The organism is Natrarchaeobius oligotrophus, assembly GCF_003841465.1.
GTDB classification, from domain to species: Archaea; Halobacteriota; Halobacteria; order Halobacteriales; family Natrialbaceae; genus Natrarchaeobius; species Natrarchaeobius oligotrophus.
Genome location: NZ_REFZ01000001.1, coordinates 104,772 through 119,742 on the forward strand (window position 1 = coordinate 104,772; position 14,971 = coordinate 119,742).

The 14,971-nt window shown below is 63.7% G+C and carries 15 protein-coding genes; 4 read left to right on the forward strand and 11 right to left on the reverse strand.

Annotated features, from left to right (window positions below; genetic code table 11):
- Positions 1-6: 6 nt before the first annotated feature.
- On the reverse strand, positions 7-387 hold the full coding sequence (locus EA472_RS00580) for a nucleic acid-binding protein (protein WP_124189580.1): 381 nt from the start codon (positions 385-387) through the stop codon (positions 7-9).
- The gene (locus EA472_RS00585) at positions 384-1,538 is read right to left on the reverse strand and encodes a thiolase family protein (protein WP_124189581.1); all 1,155 of its coding nucleotides are present in this window, start codon (positions 1,536-1,538) and stop codon (positions 384-386) included. The genes EA472_RS00580 and EA472_RS00585 overlap by 4 nt, the downstream gene beginning before the upstream one ends.
- Before the next feature lie 115 nt (positions 1,539-1,653).
- Here EA472_RS00585 and EA472_RS00590 point away from each other — a divergent pair, with 115 nt between their 5' ends.
- Positions 1,654-2,328, forward strand: a complete 675-nt coding sequence (locus tag EA472_RS00590; protein ID WP_207891102.1) for a helix-turn-helix domain-containing protein — start codon at positions 1,654-1,656, stop codon at positions 2,326-2,328.
- Positions 2,329-2,440: 112 nt separating this feature from the next.
- Entirely contained in the window at positions 2,441-2,797 is a 357-nt protein-coding gene (locus tag EA472_RS00595; protein WP_124189582.1) for a DUF7344 domain-containing protein, read from the forward strand.
- 4 nt (positions 2,798-2,801) lie between these two features.
- On the opposite strand, the gene hflX is transcribed toward EA472_RS00595, so the two are convergent.
- The 9 genes from hflX to EA472_RS00640 form a co-directional block, all read right to left on the reverse strand.
- Entirely contained in the window at positions 2,802-4,106 is a 1,305-nt protein-coding gene (gene hflX, locus EA472_RS00600) for a GTPase HflX (RefSeq protein ID WP_124189583.1), read from the reverse strand.
- A gap of 268 nt (positions 4,107-4,374) precedes the next feature.
- Positions 4,375-5,100, reverse strand: coding sequence for a ribosome assembly factor SBDS (locus EA472_RS00605; protein WP_124189584.1), 726 nt, complete (start codon positions 5,098-5,100; stop codon positions 4,375-4,377).
- 128 nt (positions 5,101-5,228) lie between these two features.
- Positions 5,229-5,987 carry an archaeal proteasome endopeptidase complex subunit alpha gene (gene psmA / locus EA472_RS00610; protein WP_124189585.1) on the reverse strand — a complete coding sequence of 253 codons (759 nt, stop codon included), beginning with the start codon at positions 5,985-5,987 and terminating at the stop codon, positions 5,229-5,231.
- Positions 5,988-5,991: 4 nt separating this feature from the next.
- Positions 5,992-6,477 (reverse strand): Rpp14/Pop5 family protein, encoded by a 486-nt coding sequence (locus tag EA472_RS00615; RefSeq protein ID WP_124189586.1) that lies wholly within the window; start codon positions 6,475-6,477, stop codon positions 5,992-5,994.
- Positions 6,474-7,109 carry a class I SAM-dependent methyltransferase gene (locus EA472_RS00620; protein WP_124189587.1) on the reverse strand — a complete coding sequence of 212 codons (636 nt, stop codon included), beginning with the start codon at positions 7,107-7,109 and terminating at the stop codon, positions 6,474-6,476. Before EA472_RS00620 ends, EA472_RS00615 begins: the two co-directional genes overlap by 4 nt.
- Positions 7,093-7,797, reverse strand: a complete 705-nt coding sequence (locus tag EA472_RS00625) for an RNase P subunit p30 family protein (protein WP_124189588.1) — start codon at positions 7,795-7,797, stop codon at positions 7,093-7,095. Before EA472_RS00625 ends, EA472_RS00620 begins: the two co-directional genes overlap by 17 nt.
- A gap of 397 nt (positions 7,798-8,194) precedes the next feature.
- A complete protein-coding gene (gene tbsP / locus EA472_RS00630) occupies positions 8,195-9,013 on the reverse strand; it encodes a transcriptional regulator TbsP (RefSeq protein ID WP_124189589.1) in 819 nt (272 codons plus the stop codon).
- Between the two features lie 383 nt (positions 9,014-9,396).
- A complete protein-coding gene (locus EA472_RS00635; RefSeq protein WP_124189590.1) occupies positions 9,397-11,526 on the reverse strand; it encodes a hypothetical protein in 2,130 nt (709 codons plus the stop codon).
- A gap of 422 nt (positions 11,527-11,948) precedes the next feature.
- On the reverse strand, positions 11,949-12,395 hold the full coding sequence (locus EA472_RS00640) for an acyl-CoA thioesterase (RefSeq protein ID WP_124189591.1): 447 nt from the start codon (positions 12,393-12,395) through the stop codon (positions 11,949-11,951).
- 134 nt (positions 12,396-12,529) lie between these two features.
- Here EA472_RS00640 and EA472_RS00645 point away from each other — a divergent pair, with 134 nt between their 5' ends.
- Positions 12,530-14,302 carry a TraB/GumN family protein gene (locus EA472_RS00645; protein WP_124189592.1) on the forward strand — a complete coding sequence of 591 codons (1,773 nt, stop codon included), beginning with the start codon at positions 12,530-12,532 and terminating at the stop codon, positions 14,300-14,302.
- On the forward strand, positions 14,299-14,955 hold the full coding sequence (locus tag EA472_RS00650) for a metalloprotease (protein WP_124189593.1): 657 nt from the start codon (positions 14,299-14,301) through the stop codon (positions 14,953-14,955). The genes EA472_RS00645 and EA472_RS00650 overlap by 4 nt, the downstream gene beginning before the upstream one ends.
- Positions 14,956-14,971 lie beyond the last annotated feature (16 nt).

Here is a 14,971-nt window from a genome sequence, read left to right on the forward strand (position 1 = left end):
CCGGCGCTAGATCGGCTCGAATCGGTACCCGTCCCAGTCCTGGCTCTCGGGCTCGCGGATGCCGGCACCGGGCTCGCGGAGCTCGTCGACGTGAACCGGCCGCACGGCCTCACCGGTTTCGATCTCGTCGGTGGTGACCTGCCCGATCGCACGAACCGTCTCGTCGCCGTCGCTCGAGCCGGCCTCACCGAGGTCGAACTCGACGATCGCGAGGGTGTTCGGCTCGCGGACTCCTGGCGGCGTTGCGGTGCTCTCCGTCCAGGTGATGACTTCGGCGGTGTGCTCGCTCAGGTCGATCGTCTCGACGGGTTCGGTTCCGCCCGGACCGCGCGGGTGTCCGGGGTAGCTGATCGATCCGTCCTCGTACCGGTAGGCTTCCATCGTCATCGTGCTGCCTCCATGATGGTCGTAATGACGCAGTTTCCGAAGCCGCCGACGTTACAGCAGAGCCCGACCTCCGCATCGACCTGTCGCGGCCCCGCTTCGCCGACGAGCTGTTCGTAGATCTCGACGCCCTGTGCGACGCCGCTGGCTCCGAGCGGATGTCCCTTCGATTTGAGCCCGCCGGAGGTGTTGATTGGGAACTCGCCGTCCCTGTCGGTCTTCCCGTCCTCGACGAGTTCCCAGGCCTCGCCCTGCTCGGCGAAGCCCAGTCCCTCCATCTGGAGGAACTCGAGAATCGTGAACATGTCGTGCAGTTCCGCGACGTCGACGTCCGAGGGCCCGTAACCGCTCATCTCGTAGGCCCCCTCGCCGCTCTCGACGACGCCACCCATGATCGTCGGATCGTCGCGCTCGTGGACGACGTGGGTGTCCGTCGCCCCGTCGATGCCCGCGATTACGACGTACTCGTCGGCGTACTCCCGCGCGACCGATTCCGGACAGAACAGAAGCGCCGCCGAACCGTCCGTGATCGGACAGAAGTCGTACAGTCGCAACGGATCGGCGACGATCGGCGACTCGAGGACCGTCTCGAGGTCGACTTCCTTCCGGAACTGGGCGTTGGGATTGTCGACGCCGTTTCTGTGGTTTTTGACGGCGACCTTGGCGAGACTCTCCCGGGGCGCGTCGAAGCGCTCGAGGTAGTGTCGCGCCGTCAGCCCGGCGAACGACGGCAACGTCACGCCGTGTTTGTACTCGGCGGGATGAGTCAGCGACGCGATGACGTCGGTCGCTTCGCCGGTCGTCCGGTGGGTCATCTTCTCGCCGCCGACCAGCAGCGTCAGCTCGCTCGCCCCGCTGGCGATCGACTGCCAGGCGGCGTAGATTCCCGCGCCGCCGCTGGAACTCGTCTGGTCGACGCGCTGTGTGTAGGCGGGCATCGCGTCGAGGTCGTGGACCAGCGCGTTCACGACGCCGGTTTGCCCTTCGAACTCGCCGCTCGCCATGTTCGAGACGTACAGGTGGTCGAGCTCGTCCGCATCGACGCCCGCATCCTCGAGACACGCGATTCCGGCCTCCGCGAGGAGCTCCCGGATCCAGCCCTCGCGTTGCCCGAACTGGGTCATCGACGCACCGATGATTGCAACACGTTCCATATCCTACGGGACTCGAGTCTACGATTTATATGGTTGGGTCTCAGCGGTGCGAGTCGACGTCCCATCGTTCGGGCTCCGCCGAACGATCTATATATCTGTCCACTATGTGAAAACTATGGGGGTAATTGCACAACTCGTTCTCTCGGAGAATCCGATCCTGTTCGAACGGACGTTCGAGCTCGAACCGGAGGTCGAGTTCCTCCTCGAGGACTACCACTACGTTGGAACGGAATCCGGCACCGTTTACTACGTCTTCTTCTGGTGGATGACGGGGGTATCAGAGACCGACTGTCAGGCTGCCCTGTCGGTGGATCCGACGATCGAGACTGCCCGATCGGTGACGTCGATCGACGACCGTCACCTGTATCGAATCGTCACGAAACCGTTCCCGCCGGAACAGCCGCTCGTCTTCCCGACCTGTCGGGAACTCGACGTCACGATCCTCGAAGCGAGACGGACCGCAGACGGACTCTACCTCGAGGCACGGTTTCCGTCGCGCGCCGTACTCCGAGAGTTCGAGACCGTCGGCCAGGAGATCACCCGAACCGTCGACGTCAACAGGATCTACGCGGAGGGCCATTCGCCAGCGGTTCGGTCCGATCCGCTGACCGAGAAACAGCGAGACGCGCTGTCGCTTGCGGTCTCGGAAGGCTACTTCGACGTACCCAGGCGAACGAACCTCACCGAACTAGCGGAGACCGTCGGCATCTCCCGACAGGCGTTCACGCGACGGCTCAACCGAGGCCTGCGGAACCTCCTCGAGGTGACGCTGGTGACGACGGAGTCCTAAGGCCCCGACAACGACGCCGGGATGGCCATCGAAAAAACGACGGGGGCTGTGCATATGCACCTGCACAGTTCACGGGCGTCTAGCTGGTACCCGTATTCAACAGGGACAGACAGTGGCGAATCCGTTCGACCTAGACGACCTTCTGATCGTACTGGCCGACGAACATCGACGCGAACTCCTGGCGCGTCTGGACGAACGGGAGACGTGGACCGTCGACGAACTGGCGCGAGCGCTCGCCGCGGCCGACGACGAAACGGGCCCGGTCTCGGATCACTCGGAATCGAGCGAGCGGGTCGAAATTCAGCTTCGCCACCAGCACCTTCCGAAGTTGCACGCCGCCGGACTTCTCGAGTACGACCGGCGAAGCGATACCGTCGTGAGACGGGAGCCGAGCGCGGAGCTTCGGCGGGTCATCGACGTCGTGGCGGACCTCCACGGATCGTTCGGCGACGAGACCGAAGAAGACTGATTCACTACGCGGAGTCTGCCGTCGTCGCCTCGGGAAGTTCGCTCGCGCGCGAGCGCGCCTGCGAGATGACGGCCGGTCGAGCTTCGAAGGAGACGAGAACGTCCTCGTCGCCGTAGGTCACGTCGTCGACGTTGGCGTTGTCGTGGATCCACGACACCAGGCTCATCGTTTCGTCGGTCATCGGGAGCATCAACCGTTCTCGCTCCCACTCCGGGAGCTCGCGGTCGATCCGCTCGAGCAACGCGTCGACGTTCGTTCCCTCTCGCGCGCTGACCGTGACCGGATCCGGTGCGAGCGACGAGAGGGCTTCGCGCTTTTCGGCGAGCTCGTCGTCGTCGACGCTGTCGATTTTGTTCAACACCGTGACGATCGGCGCTTCGTTGCGCTCGTAGAGGGTGTCGTGACAGGTGACCAGTTTCTCGTGGATCTCGTCGACGTCTTCGCTGACGTCGACGACGAGCAAGACGAGGTCTGCCCGGTAGACCGAATCCAGCGTCGATTTGAACGACTCGACGAGCCAGTGTGGGAGGTCGCTGATGAACCCGACGGTGTCTGTCACCAGCACGTCCCGCGGTTCGATGTTCGCACGCCTGGTCGTCGTCCCCAGCGTCGTAAACAGCCTGTCTTCGGACTCGGCGGTGGCCTCGAGATCTGGGTGGCGGTCGTCGTTCTCGTCGACGTCCAGATCGTCCGCGAGCCGCCGAAGCAGGGTCGACTTGCCCGCGTTCGTGTATCCCGCGAGCGCGACCAGATCGAACCCCGAGTCGCGCCGGCGCTCGCGGCGGTGTTCTTCCGTCTGCTCGATCTGCTCGAGTTCGTCCGTGATCCGGCTGATCTGGGCTTTGATGTCCCGTTCGCGACTCTCGTCGTACTCGCCAAGCCCCATGAATCCCGGGTGTTCGTCGCGTTTCGCGAGGCTCGTTTTCGCCTCCGCTCGCGGCAGTTCGTACCTGAGTTCGGCGAGTTCGACCTGTAACTGTGCCTTCCTGGTCTGGGCGCGCTGACCGAAGATCTCGAGGATCAGGGTAAACCGGTCGATCACCTCGACGCCCTCGGGAAGAAGCTGTCCGAGGTTGTACGTCTGGTAGGGGCCGAGTCGGTTGTCGAAGACGACGGTCGTCGCGTCGGTTTCCTCGACGAGCCCCGCGAGTTCCTCGGCTTTCCCCTCGCCGAACTGGAGCGCGGGATCGGCTCGTCGCGATTGCGTTACCTCGCCGACGACGGTGTACCCCGCCGCGGCGGCGAGGTCGCAAATTTCGCTCGTATCGGGCGTTCCGGAGTCGACGCGCTTTGCGATGATCGCTTTCATAGTGGTATCTGAACGTGACTCGAGCGCGTACGACCGCGACGCGTCGGCGAGCGACGGCGTCCATCGGCACGCGGCGGCGCGGCTGCTCGTCGCAGGTGTCCTCGATGGCGTTCTTCGAAGGCCAGCGCCCGGCGCCCCCGGGGCGAACCGTACCCGAACACGCTAGTGATGCCGGTCGAACACCTCCATTGTTTGGCCCGAAGTCATAGCCAACGGTACGCGTCGAATCGTCTTGAATCCCGTGCTCGGCACGACCGCTCCCCGCGGGTTACCGGGTTCGCAGGTCGTCTTTGTCCTTGACGATCTGCGTCTCCGCCTCCCCGCTCGAGTGTTCGTTGACGACCTCGTAGAAGTCATTTTGCATCCCCGCGGGAAACGTGACGGCGCCGATCCACGAGCCGTCGGGCTGCCACTCCTCGCGCTCTAGATCGCCGAACTGACGGATTTTCGCCTGCGCGCTTCCCGCGTACTCGGCGGGGACCTGGACGGCGATGGTCACCTCCTCGAATCGAATCGGGATGACGGGACGGAGCGCGTCGAGCGCGTCGTCGACCTGCGTCTGGACCGGCTCCATCGGGTCGACCGTGAAACCGGCCTCCTCGAGCGCGTTGTCGATTCGCTCGGGCGGGTGCGGGGCGTTGTCCATCTGCGGGTTGACGGCGTTGCGCGCGATCGTATCGATCAGCTGTTTGCGCTTTTGGGCTTGCATTTCGCGGCGCTGCTCGGCCGTGATCTGGATCTCTCCCTCTTTGATCACCGCCGGAATGATCTCGAGCGGATCGGTCGTCTCGAAGACCTTCTCGAGATCGTTCTCCGCCGGTCGATCGCCGCGCGAGGCGTCCTCGAAGACGTCCTCCGCGGCGATAACCTCCTCGAGGTCGCCGTCGAACTCGTCACGTTTGATCGAGAGCGCCGCGTCCGGGTCGACCAACACTTCGAAACGCGCCCCGTGTGACTCGAGCCGCGCCGTCACCGCCTCGTCGAGCGAGATCATACCCGGGAGTACCTGCGGCCGGGTAAAAGAGCTTTTGCCGTTGGTGCCCGACGGCGAGCGGCCGCGTTCGACCGCGGTGCCACCGCCGAAATCACGTGGCCTCGACGGGCCCGGACTCGATTACGTTGCTACTCGTCTTCGGCGGCTTCCTCGCCGTCGTCGAGGAGGTCATTTTCCTCGAGGTGACCGGCGATGCGATCCTGGTCGAACTGTTCGAACGACTCCGTCTCGGCGTCGACGGTCGCGAGTCCGACCTCGCTCGGGAGCAACGAACCGTCGTTGACCGACGCGAGCGCGTCGAGCGCGAGCGCGATGCCGCCGTCGAGGTCGGCTTCCGGCTCGTAGTTCTCTTCGAGGTAGTCCTGTAACTCACCTCTGTCGGCGCCGACGGCGAGGGCTTTCCACTCGTAGGGCGTCCCCGACGGGTCGGTTTCGAACAGCCGCGGCTCGCCGTTGTCGATGCCGCCGACGATGAGCGCGACGCCGAACGGTCGCGCACCGCCGACCTGGGTGTACTGCTGGATGTGGTCGGTGACGTTCTTGGTCAGCGTCTCGACGCCGATCGGCTCGCCGTAGCGCAGCTGGTTCACCTGCGACTGTCGGCGCGCGAAGTCGATCAGCTGGCGGGCGTCGGCGACGTGGCCGGCGCTGGCGATGCCGATGTGGTCGTCGGCCTTGTGAATCTTCTCGACGCTCGAGTCCTCGAGCAGCGGCGAGGGAACGCGTTTGTCGACGGCGAGAACGACGCCGTCGGCCGTTCGAACTCCGATACTTGCCGTGCCGCGTTTGACCGCCTCGCGGGCGTACTCGACCTGGTACAGTCGGCCGTCCGGCGAGAAGATCGTGATGCCTCGGTCGTACGCCTGCTGTTGGGCTTGTCCCTGCATAGTATCACGCTAAATCGTAATCGAGGTCTGTCGCACCCGCGAACGCCTCCTCGAGTCGCACGTCTGCAGATCCATCGCGTACGACGGCGACTCGCTCTTCGTTCCCGAACACGACGTTTCTCTCTTCCGTGACTTGCCCACGGCGTCCTAAATAGTTTTCTTCAGCGGCACGGATCGTGCCACTGATACCGCGGACCCAAATTCCCACGGAAGCGCCGTCGATCTCGTCGATACAGGCGATCGCTGCGCGTGCGCGATCCGTTTCTCCGTGGCGGACCCGGACGATCGCCTCGCCGGTCCCGTCGTCGAACGCGAACCTCACGACCGACAGGTCGGCGCGGGCGCTTCCCGGATCGCCCAGCAGATTCTGGCCGGCGTACCAGCACTCCCGTTGGAACGATCGCCTGTCGATCGAGCCGTCACCCCACGTCTCGAGTTCGACTGCGAGATAGCGCCACCGCGGTCGGAGGTGTTTCGGGAGGTGTTTCATTCGTCGGACGCGTCCTCGACGTCGGCGGTCGGCGTCCGCTCTGCGACGAGGACGCCGACCTGATCGTGGATTCGCTCGACCGCAGTCAGCGAGAAGCCGGCGTCGGTGAACGCGTCCGCCAGCAGACCGACGGTCGCCGGATCGTCGACGTCGGGCGAGTAGAAGGGCGCGTCCGGATCGGGCTCGTCGAAGAACATCACGTCACCGAGGACGAACGTTCGCGGCCCGAGGTCCGCGATGACGGCGATCGCCTCGCGTTTCGCCTCGTCGGAGAGGTGGTGCATCGCGAAGTTCGAGGTGACGACGTCCACGTCGCCGTCGTACTCGGGCTCCCGGAACGTCCCGTAGCCGAACTCCACGTTCTCGAGTCCCGCGTCGGCCGCCTTCGATCGGGCTTCGTCCATCATCCCCTCGCTGATGTCCCGGCCGATCACGCGTCCGGCGTCGGGTGCGAGCGCGAGCGCGATCGCTCCGGTTCCGGTTCCGATGTCGACGACGACGTCGTCGGGTTCGGGCGAGGCGTGTTCGACGACCAGCTCCGCGCTGCGGTGGTGCTCTTCGGTCTTTTCGTCGTCGTAGTCGGGGGCGTGATCGTCGAACCGATCCGCGTGTTCGTCAACGGTTTTCTTCATACCTGCCACGTTCGACCCCCGGCTCAATGAACGAATCGGACTGGACGCACCGGTTACGCTCCGCCAACATTCCCCACTCTTCCAGCCCCGCCTCGACGAACGACGCCGAGAGACCGATCGTCTCGCCGAGCGCGACGAGCTCCCGCGGCGCTCGCAACTCGAGGTGCGAACGCGGCGTTGCACTCACCACGTAGGGCGCGTCGTAGTAGTCGACGATCTCCTCGAGTTTGCCGAGGTCCTGGATGGCTCTGACCCGACGGCCGCCGTGATCGCGCAGGACCGACCCGAGGTCGAACTCGAGGCGGACGCCGTTGTCGATGGCGGCCTTCGCGACGACGTGGTTGACGTCGCCCTCGCGAGCCATCGGGCCCGCGAGCACGTCCACCTTGTCGTTCTCGACGGCGAACCGGTTGAGCGCGGTCGTTCCGCCCTCGACGGCGACGATCGTCTCGTCGGTCCGAAAGTTCCCGACGGCTCCGCTCGCCTGCTGGGGGTTTTCCGCGCGAATCTCCACGCCCGAAACCACGTCGATGCCGTACTCCTCGCCGATCCGATCGGCGTCGTACGACGCCCGCGCGCTCGAGTGGTTCCGGACGACCACGCCCTCGTAGCCGTAGTCGGCCGCCGTCTTCGCGAACCTGGCGACCGTGCTCTCTCCGTCGGGGTGGGCGTGGACGGCCTCGTACATACTCGAGTCCTCTCGCGGCGGTAACTTGGGGTTTGCGTCACGCGACGAAACGACGCCGAGTATCGCTACGGATCGACGGCGGTGCAGCCGGGAGTGCGTCTCGAGCGTTGCGATCGACTCGGGAAAGGCAGTCATTTCGAACCCAACTGCGATCGAACCCGGCGGGTGGGCGAGCGGGCCGATGACTGGACGGTCCGGCGTACCGATGTGTCGGGCGATCGCAGTGACCGTTCGGAGTGTACCGTAACTGACGGACACCGACCCGCTCGACGTGGAGTGACGCGAAACCCCACGGAACGAATGGAAGGCGTTCGACGACATTTTGCCGACGAACACCGAGACGGACGGCACGACGCCGTCGTCGCGGTCGACTGCAGCGCAAAAGGGTGTGGGGTCGTTAGTTCAGGATGGACTGTGCGACCGTCGCGAGCTGGCCGTTGTCGGCCTCGCGGAGGCGATCGTCGCCGATTTTCAGACGCAGGCGCGGACGGCCGACGTCGATCGGGACCTTCTCGGTGTCGATCAGGCCCATGTCCTCGAGCTTGGTCTTCGTCCGCGAGAACGTCGCCTTCGAGGCGATTCCGACGTCTTCGCCCCACTTGCTGATGTCGTACAGCAGCGCCTCGTTTTTCGCCGCGACCAGCAGCGAGATCGTGACTTCGTCGAGGCCGTCGCCGTCGCCGCGGGCGGTCTCGAGCGAGTTGAGAATCGCCGTGAAGTCGTCTTCCGCACCGGGACTGATCTCCTCCGAGAGGGTCTCACGAACGTCCGTGATCGGCGGCGTCCGGAGGTTGTACGAGCTGGCGTCCTCCCACCGTCCGGTGTAGGCGGCGTAGGTGTCCTCGACGAAACTTTCGTCGTCGGTGACGAGCCCGCCGACGCGATCGCCGGCGTGAACGACGGCGATGACGCGATCGTCGGTGATCAAAAGCGAGTTTTCGGGAGCCTCGTCGATCGTCCGGAGCGAGAGCGCGCCGTCCGAGATGAGGTCCGCGGCGTTCGAGGCGACGATGAAGTCGTCCATCACGTCTTTCAGCGTTCGCTCGTCGGCGAGCATGTTGACCGTCGGCAGCGAGCCGTCGAAGCCGATCGCGACGGAGACGAACTCCTCGATCGCGTCCCGCGACGGGTTGATCATGTAGACGTCACCGCTGGTTTCCTCGAGAACCGACTCGAGGATATCGTCAATCTGATGATTGAGTAAATTCGAGGTCATGCCTATACACAAGTAAACGAACCCATCTCACTTAATTTTGCTGGCCGTTTTCACAGCAGAACTTCTCGTCCGACGAGTAAGCGGTAATTTTTGTCCCAAAAGCTGTTGTTTCGTCGAAATTTATCCCACGCGATAGATGTGTTCGCCGGGTGTGCATCTTCACCACACATAAGTACAGTGCGATGACAGACAGACGATTGACAATAATTATATATTCGTGTTATTGTATTACAGTATCGTATGGGTGTCAGTTCCGATCGATTGCAGTGGGAGGTACTCGAACCTTCGTATGACCGTTGGGAATCGCCATCGGACATCGACCGCTGGGTTGGACGACGAACGATGCGCGCGAAACGAGTGAGTACGTACGGCGGTCCGTAGGCTCAGCCGTCGAACGCAGTGCTGAGATCTTTCGACCAGTAGACGTCGCCGTTGTAGATGACGGACGCCTCCGTTTCCTCGAGCAGCCACGCGAGTTCCGGACGCGAGAGGATGAAGTTCGATTCCCGCCCACAGAGGTACGCGAACTCGTTACGATCGGTGTGTGGGAAGTAGTACGAACCGGTAACTCGCGTCGAGTAACAGTCGAACGTGACGAGATACCGGTCGGCGGGACGGGTGGACGGATCGTCGTCCTCGAGTCGGTCGATCGTGATCGTCGTCGGCAGTCGGTGTTCGCCCTGCGTTAGCGAGTGAGTGCCGTCGCCGACGACGGCGTAGTCTTTGCCCATCATAATTCGTCTGCGCGCGAGACGCATCGCCCGCTCGATGCTGAATCCGTGTACGAGGAGCTTTGCGAACGTCGAGCCGACTTTGATCGCGTGGTCGTTCAACACTTTGGTGAACGTCACCGCGCCGGCGACGCTGCCCTTTTCGACGAGGGTCTGGCCCTCGTAGAACGAGCCGCAGGCGTTGAGAAAGAACGTCTGTACGTTGCACCGATCGAGAGACGACGCGGAGAGGAACCCGTCGGAACAGCGGAGTCCGTCGGTTTCGCAGTGGCCGATGTAGTGGACGAAGTCGTGTTCGGCTTCGAAGACGCGCGCGAGGTCGGCCGTTCCGAGCGACTCCTCGACGGTGACCCGTATCGGGAGTTCCTCCGAACGCTGGCGATAAATCTCGGCGACGCTGTCGTGTTCGCCGCTCATTTCGGGATCGTTCAACACTACGTAGATCGACGTCGCGTCGTTGACCCGTCCGACGTAATCGAGTCGATTGCGGTACGCTTCGGGAGCGGACTTGAAAACGTCGATCGGCACGCCCTCCGCGAGCCAGCCGTGAACGCGACCGTGTCTGAGTTCGGGTTTGACGATGTCGACCGACGCGACCTGGCCCGTACTCGATCGCCGGCTGTCGGCTACGCGGTTGCGGTCGCCCCGGTAGAAGTCGGCCAGCGAGCGTTCGACCAGTTCCCTGCCGTCGAGTGCGGACGTCCGGGGCGTGTAGATCAGGCTCAACCGATCGAGCAGGAACGGAAGCGTCTCGATGCAGTCGTACTCCGGCGTAACGTACGTCGAGAGGTGCCACTCCGGCAGTCGGTGTTCGATCGCCGCGTACGGCACGTCGAGGTAGGTCTCGAGTCGTCGCTGCGGATTTGTCTCGTACAGCGCCTCGGCGTCGAGGTCGAGCGCCTCGAGCAGGTGGGTCGACGAGAGGGTCGTTCCGTGCGGGCCCGCGTTGCGGACCAGACAGTCCAGAAAGAACGTCTTTCTGAGCAGCCGTTCGACGTCGGACTCGAGTCCCGGCATCGGATCGAACGTCGTTTGTACGCCCCGATCCGGCAAGACGAGTCTGGCTCGGTTCGGGTCGCGGTCGACGCCGGCCTCCTCGAGCGTTCGAACGGTGGCTTGGAGGTAGTACGCGAGCGGCGCGGTCACGTACAGCGTCTCGAGATTTCCCGGGACGAGCAGTTCGATCCCGGAATCGGATGCGTCGGCTCGAACCTGGTCGGGAATCTCGAGGTCGTCGCCCGACTCGAGCAGCGGCGGGTGGCCACGGAGAGTCGGGTACGTCCTGTCCGAACTCGACGTCTTGTGCGACGACGACAGGTGCGTGATCGCGGCCGCGACGTCCGCGGACGAGTCGGGGACGGTGATCACGCCGGCCGGCAGCTCGTGGCGGCTCCGAAACCCGACGACGACGCGGATCCGCTCGGGAAAGGAGACGACGACCGACTCGTAGCCTTCGGATCGTTCGATGGTCGCCGTTCCGGAAAACCGCAGATAGGTCTTGATGTCGGTGTCGACGTCGACGACGTACGTCCCCGGTGCGAGCGAGAGGGTTCCTCGGCGCGGGTCGAGTTCGTACTGTTCGTCGGACTCGAGCGAAAACGCGTAGACGACGGCGTGTGGAAATCGCAGTTCGCTCGCGGAGAGGGTGATCGTCTCGTCGACCGGACGAGGGAAGTCGGAGCCGGTTCCGACGACGCCGACGTCGTCACCGCGAACGACCAGTTCCACGTTGTCTCCGTCAGCGACGCGGAGTCCGTGCGCCCCTACCTCCCACTCTATCATTCGGTATACCGAATGTCTCCCGGAGCAGTTAGTTGTATCGGAATGTCACCTTCGGTCCGAGGCTGTATCGAATCGACCCGAACGCTAAAAATAATGGGCACTGGCTGTTACGATTGCTTTTTCGACTGAATATTCCACACTGAATGACTCTCAGCCAGATCTGTGATTGTTTCGGACCAGTTCTTAACCCGGTATATTTATATACGTTCTTCGGCTGGATCAACCGCTATTCAACGATCGTAGAAATTCATCGACTTCTGATATATCTCCATTTTATAATCTCATTATCGGTAAATTTATCGGCTCAATTGCCGGTATATGGTGGCCATCGAACGATTCGCTTGGTGATACTTATTCGATGAGTCTCGTCGAGCACACAGCTCGGCGATTCGCCCATCCCTTCGACCGCCGTGCGTCCGTCGTCATCGGCACCCGGTCGCACCCTCGAGCGCCTCGTCTCGAAGCCTGGTCCCTTCCTCGCTGTTGACGGTTAGCTCCGGCACCGACGTCGGATCGTTGTTCTCGTCGATGGCGACGTAGACGAAGTACGATTCGGTCGTCTTCTCGCGCTCTCTCGTCCGCAGATCCTCGCGCTCGGTGACCAGCCGAACGCGGACGCTCGAGGTGCCGGCGTCGTAGACGTACGCCGTGATGTAGGCGGTGTCGCCGACGGGTATCGGTCGCTCGAAGTTCATGCGGTCGACGCGGACGGTCACGCAGGTTTCCCCCGCGAATCGCATCGCCGACATCGCACCGACTTCGTCCATCCACTTCATGACGTTTCCGCCGTGGGCCACCTCCAGCATGTTCGCGTGATTGGGCTGGACCATCTCGCGGTTCTCGACTAGCGTCTCGATGAGCGCCGTCATCGGTCGTTCTTTCGGAACGAGCGTGATGAGTGTATCGCCGCTCGTCTCGGCCGTCACCTGGCTCGGACCGGAAGACGACGGCGGTCACCGGCGAGTTCGATACTGGTAAAAGTCGCGGCCGACTGTTTCCTCCAATGAGCGATGCAGGCGACGCCGACGTGCCGACACCACCGGAGACGCCGGAGCGCGAACAGGGGTCGGTTCAGGTCCTCGGGACGGCACACGTCTCCCAGGCCAGCGTCGACGACGTCCACGAAGCCGTCGACCGGGAACAGCCCGACGTCGTCGCCGTCGAGCTCGACGAGGGACGCTACCGCCAGATGCAGGGCGGGGCTCCCGACGACGTCGAGGCCGAGGACCTCCTCTCGGGTAACACCGTCTTCCAGTTTCTGGCCTACTGGATGCTCTCGTACGTCCAGTCGCGCCTCGGCGAAAAGTTCGACATCGAACCGGGTGCCGACATGCGGGCCGGAATCGAGGCTGCCGAACGAAACGGCAGCGGCGTCGCGCTCGTCGACCGCGACATTCAGGTGACGATCCAGCGATTCTGGCGTCGGCTATCGTTTTCGGAGAAGGTGAAGATGGTCGGCGGTCTCGCGCTCGGAATCACCGATCCTCGCACGATCGGACTCGCGATCGGCCTCGTCGTGACGACGCTCGTCGCGACCGTATTCTCCCTCTTTCTCGCACCCGTGTTCGGACTCGGTGGGACGTTCCAGCTCGGAATCACCGCGGCGGCGACCTATCAGTACGTCGGCGCGGTCGGAATCGGCGTCCTCGTCGGCGCCTTCCTCGGGTTGCTCTTTCTCCCCTCGCTCGAGTCCGCCGAGAGCTACACCGGCGGGTTGTTCAACGGATTCACGATACGCGTGCTTGCGGGCGTTGGGATCGGCGTCGCGGGCTGTCTCGCCCTCGTTGCGACCGGAACGTTCGCCGGCCCGCTCTCGGCGGGACGGTTCGAGACCGCCGGCGTCTACACGACCCGGGGAACCGTCGGCCTCCTGGTCGGATTGGGCGTCGGCGCGGTCGTCGGCGTCGTCCTCGGCGTCGTGCTCGACGCGCTGAGCGGCGACGTCGACGAGGTCGAAGAGATCGACATCGAAGAGATGACCGACGGCGACGTCGTCGCGGCCATGATGGAGGAGTTCCGCCAGTTCAGTCCGCGGGGTGCGAACGCCCTGATCGACGAACGGGACGCGTACATCGCCCACAACCTCCACGAACTGCGCGAGCAGGGGTACGACGTACTCGCGGTCGTCGGCGCGGGACACAAAGCCGGCATCGAACGGTACCTCGAGAATCCGGGCGAGCTTCCGGCGATGGAGTCGCTGACCGGCACCGCCTCGAGTCGGCGCTTCTCGCCGTTGAAGATCTTCGGCTACCTGGTTATGCTCGGCTTCCTCGGCTTTTTCTTCCTGTTGATCATGGCGGGCGTTCGAAACACCTTCCTGTTACAGCTCTTTGCGGCCTGGTTTCTGTTCAACGGCGTCTTCGCGTTCACGCTCGCCCGGCTGGCGGGCGCGCGCTGGTCGAGTGCGGGCGTCGGCGGCGCGGTAGCCTGGCTCACCAGCATCAACCCGCTGCTCGCTCCCGGTTGGTTCGTCGGCTACGTCGAACTCAAGTACCGGCCGGTGAACGTCCGGGATATCCAGACGCTCAACGAGATCGTCGGCGACACGACGCGGCCGGTCGAGGAGGCGATCGGGGACATGTTCGACGTGCCGCTGTTTCGGCTCATCATGATCGTCGCCCTCACGAACGTCGGCAGCATGATCGGAACGTTCCTCTTTCCGTTCGTCGTTCTGCCGTGGCTGGCACCGGAAATCGGCGGTGTCGACGCCCTGATGGGTGAACTCCTCCAGGGTGCCGAAAACAGCCTCGAGCTGATCCGCGAGGTGATCTCGTGAGCGTTCGCACCGGCCGTCGGTCGGAGCCGGAACTGCGCTTCAGCGACGTGGAACTGCGCGATCTCGCGATCGCCTGGATCGTCCTGAGCGTCGCGTTCGCGCTGTTGCTCGCCCCGATCCACCGCGGACTGGCGGACGTCGGAACGTTCGTCACGATGATCGCCCTGAGCTTCGTGACCGTCGGCGTCGCCTTCCTGTTGCACGAACTGGCCCACAAGGTTGTCGCCATCGAGTACGGACAGATCGCCGAGTTCCGCGCGGACTACCAGATGCTCTTTCTGGCGATCATGAGCGCGCTCGTCGGCTTTCTCTTTGCCGCGCCGGGAGCCGTCTACCACCGCGGCCGAATTACGGTGCGCGAGAACGGACATATCGCGCTCGCGGGCCCACTGACGAACCTCCTGCTCGCGCTGTTGTTTTTCCCGCTGTTGCTCTTCAGCGGGCAGTCCGGACTGGTTGGTTTCCTCGGCACGATCGGTCACATGGGCGTGTTGATTAACCTCTTTCTGGCCGCGTTCAACATGATCCCGTTCGGACCGCTCGACGGACGGACGGTCCTCGAGTGGAGCAAACCCGTATTCGGGGCCGCCTTCGGACTGAGCATCCTCCTGCTCGGTGGCTTTATCTGGGCGTTCGGTATCTGGCCCTGGTGACGGCTCTCGCCGGCGG

Coding starts and splice junctions, on each gene's coding strand:
- EA472_RS00625 (WP_124189588.1), bottom strand. CDS start 7,797: ATGTACGAGGCCGTCCACGCCCACCCCGACGGAGAGAGCACGGTCGCC.
- EA472_RS00615 (WP_124189586.1), bottom strand. CDS start 6,477: ATGAAACACCTCCCGAAACACCTCCGACCGCGGTGGCGCTATCTCGCA.
- hflX (WP_124189583.1), bottom strand. CDS start 4,106: ATGAAAGCGATCATCGCAAAGCGCGTCGACTCCGGAACGCCCGATACG.
- EA472_RS00620 (WP_124189587.1), bottom strand. CDS start 7,109: ATGAAGAAAACCGTTGACGAACACGCGGATCGGTTCGACGATCACGCC.
- EA472_RS00605 (WP_124189584.1), bottom strand. CDS start 5,100: ATGATCTCGCTCGACGAGGCGGTGACGGCGCGGCTCGAGTCACACGGG.
- EA472_RS00635 (WP_124189590.1), bottom strand. CDS start 11,526: ATGATAGAGTGGGAGGTAGGGGCGCACGGACTCCGCGTCGCTGACGGA.
- EA472_RS00645 (WP_124189592.1), top strand. CDS start 12,530: ATGAGCGATGCAGGCGACGCCGACGTGCCGACACCACCGGAGACGCCG.
- EA472_RS00580 (WP_124189580.1), bottom strand. CDS start 387: ATGACGATGGAAGCCTACCGGTACGAGGACGGATCGATCAGCTACCCC.
- tbsP (WP_124189589.1), bottom strand. CDS start 9,013: ATGACCTCGAATTTACTCAATCATCAGATTGACGATATCCTCGAGTCG.
- EA472_RS00640 (WP_124189591.1), bottom strand. CDS start 12,395: ATGACGGCGCTCATCGAGACGCTAGTCGAGAACCGCGAGATGGTCCAG.
- EA472_RS00590 (WP_207891102.1), top strand. CDS start 1,654: ATGGGGGTAATTGCACAACTCGTTCTCTCGGAGAATCCGATCCTGTTC.
- EA472_RS00585 (WP_124189581.1), bottom strand. CDS start 1,538: ATGGAACGTGTTGCAATCATCGGTGCGTCGATGACCCAGTTCGGGCAA.
- psmA (WP_124189585.1), bottom strand. CDS start 5,987: ATGCAGGGACAAGCCCAACAGCAGGCGTACGACCGAGGCATCACGATC.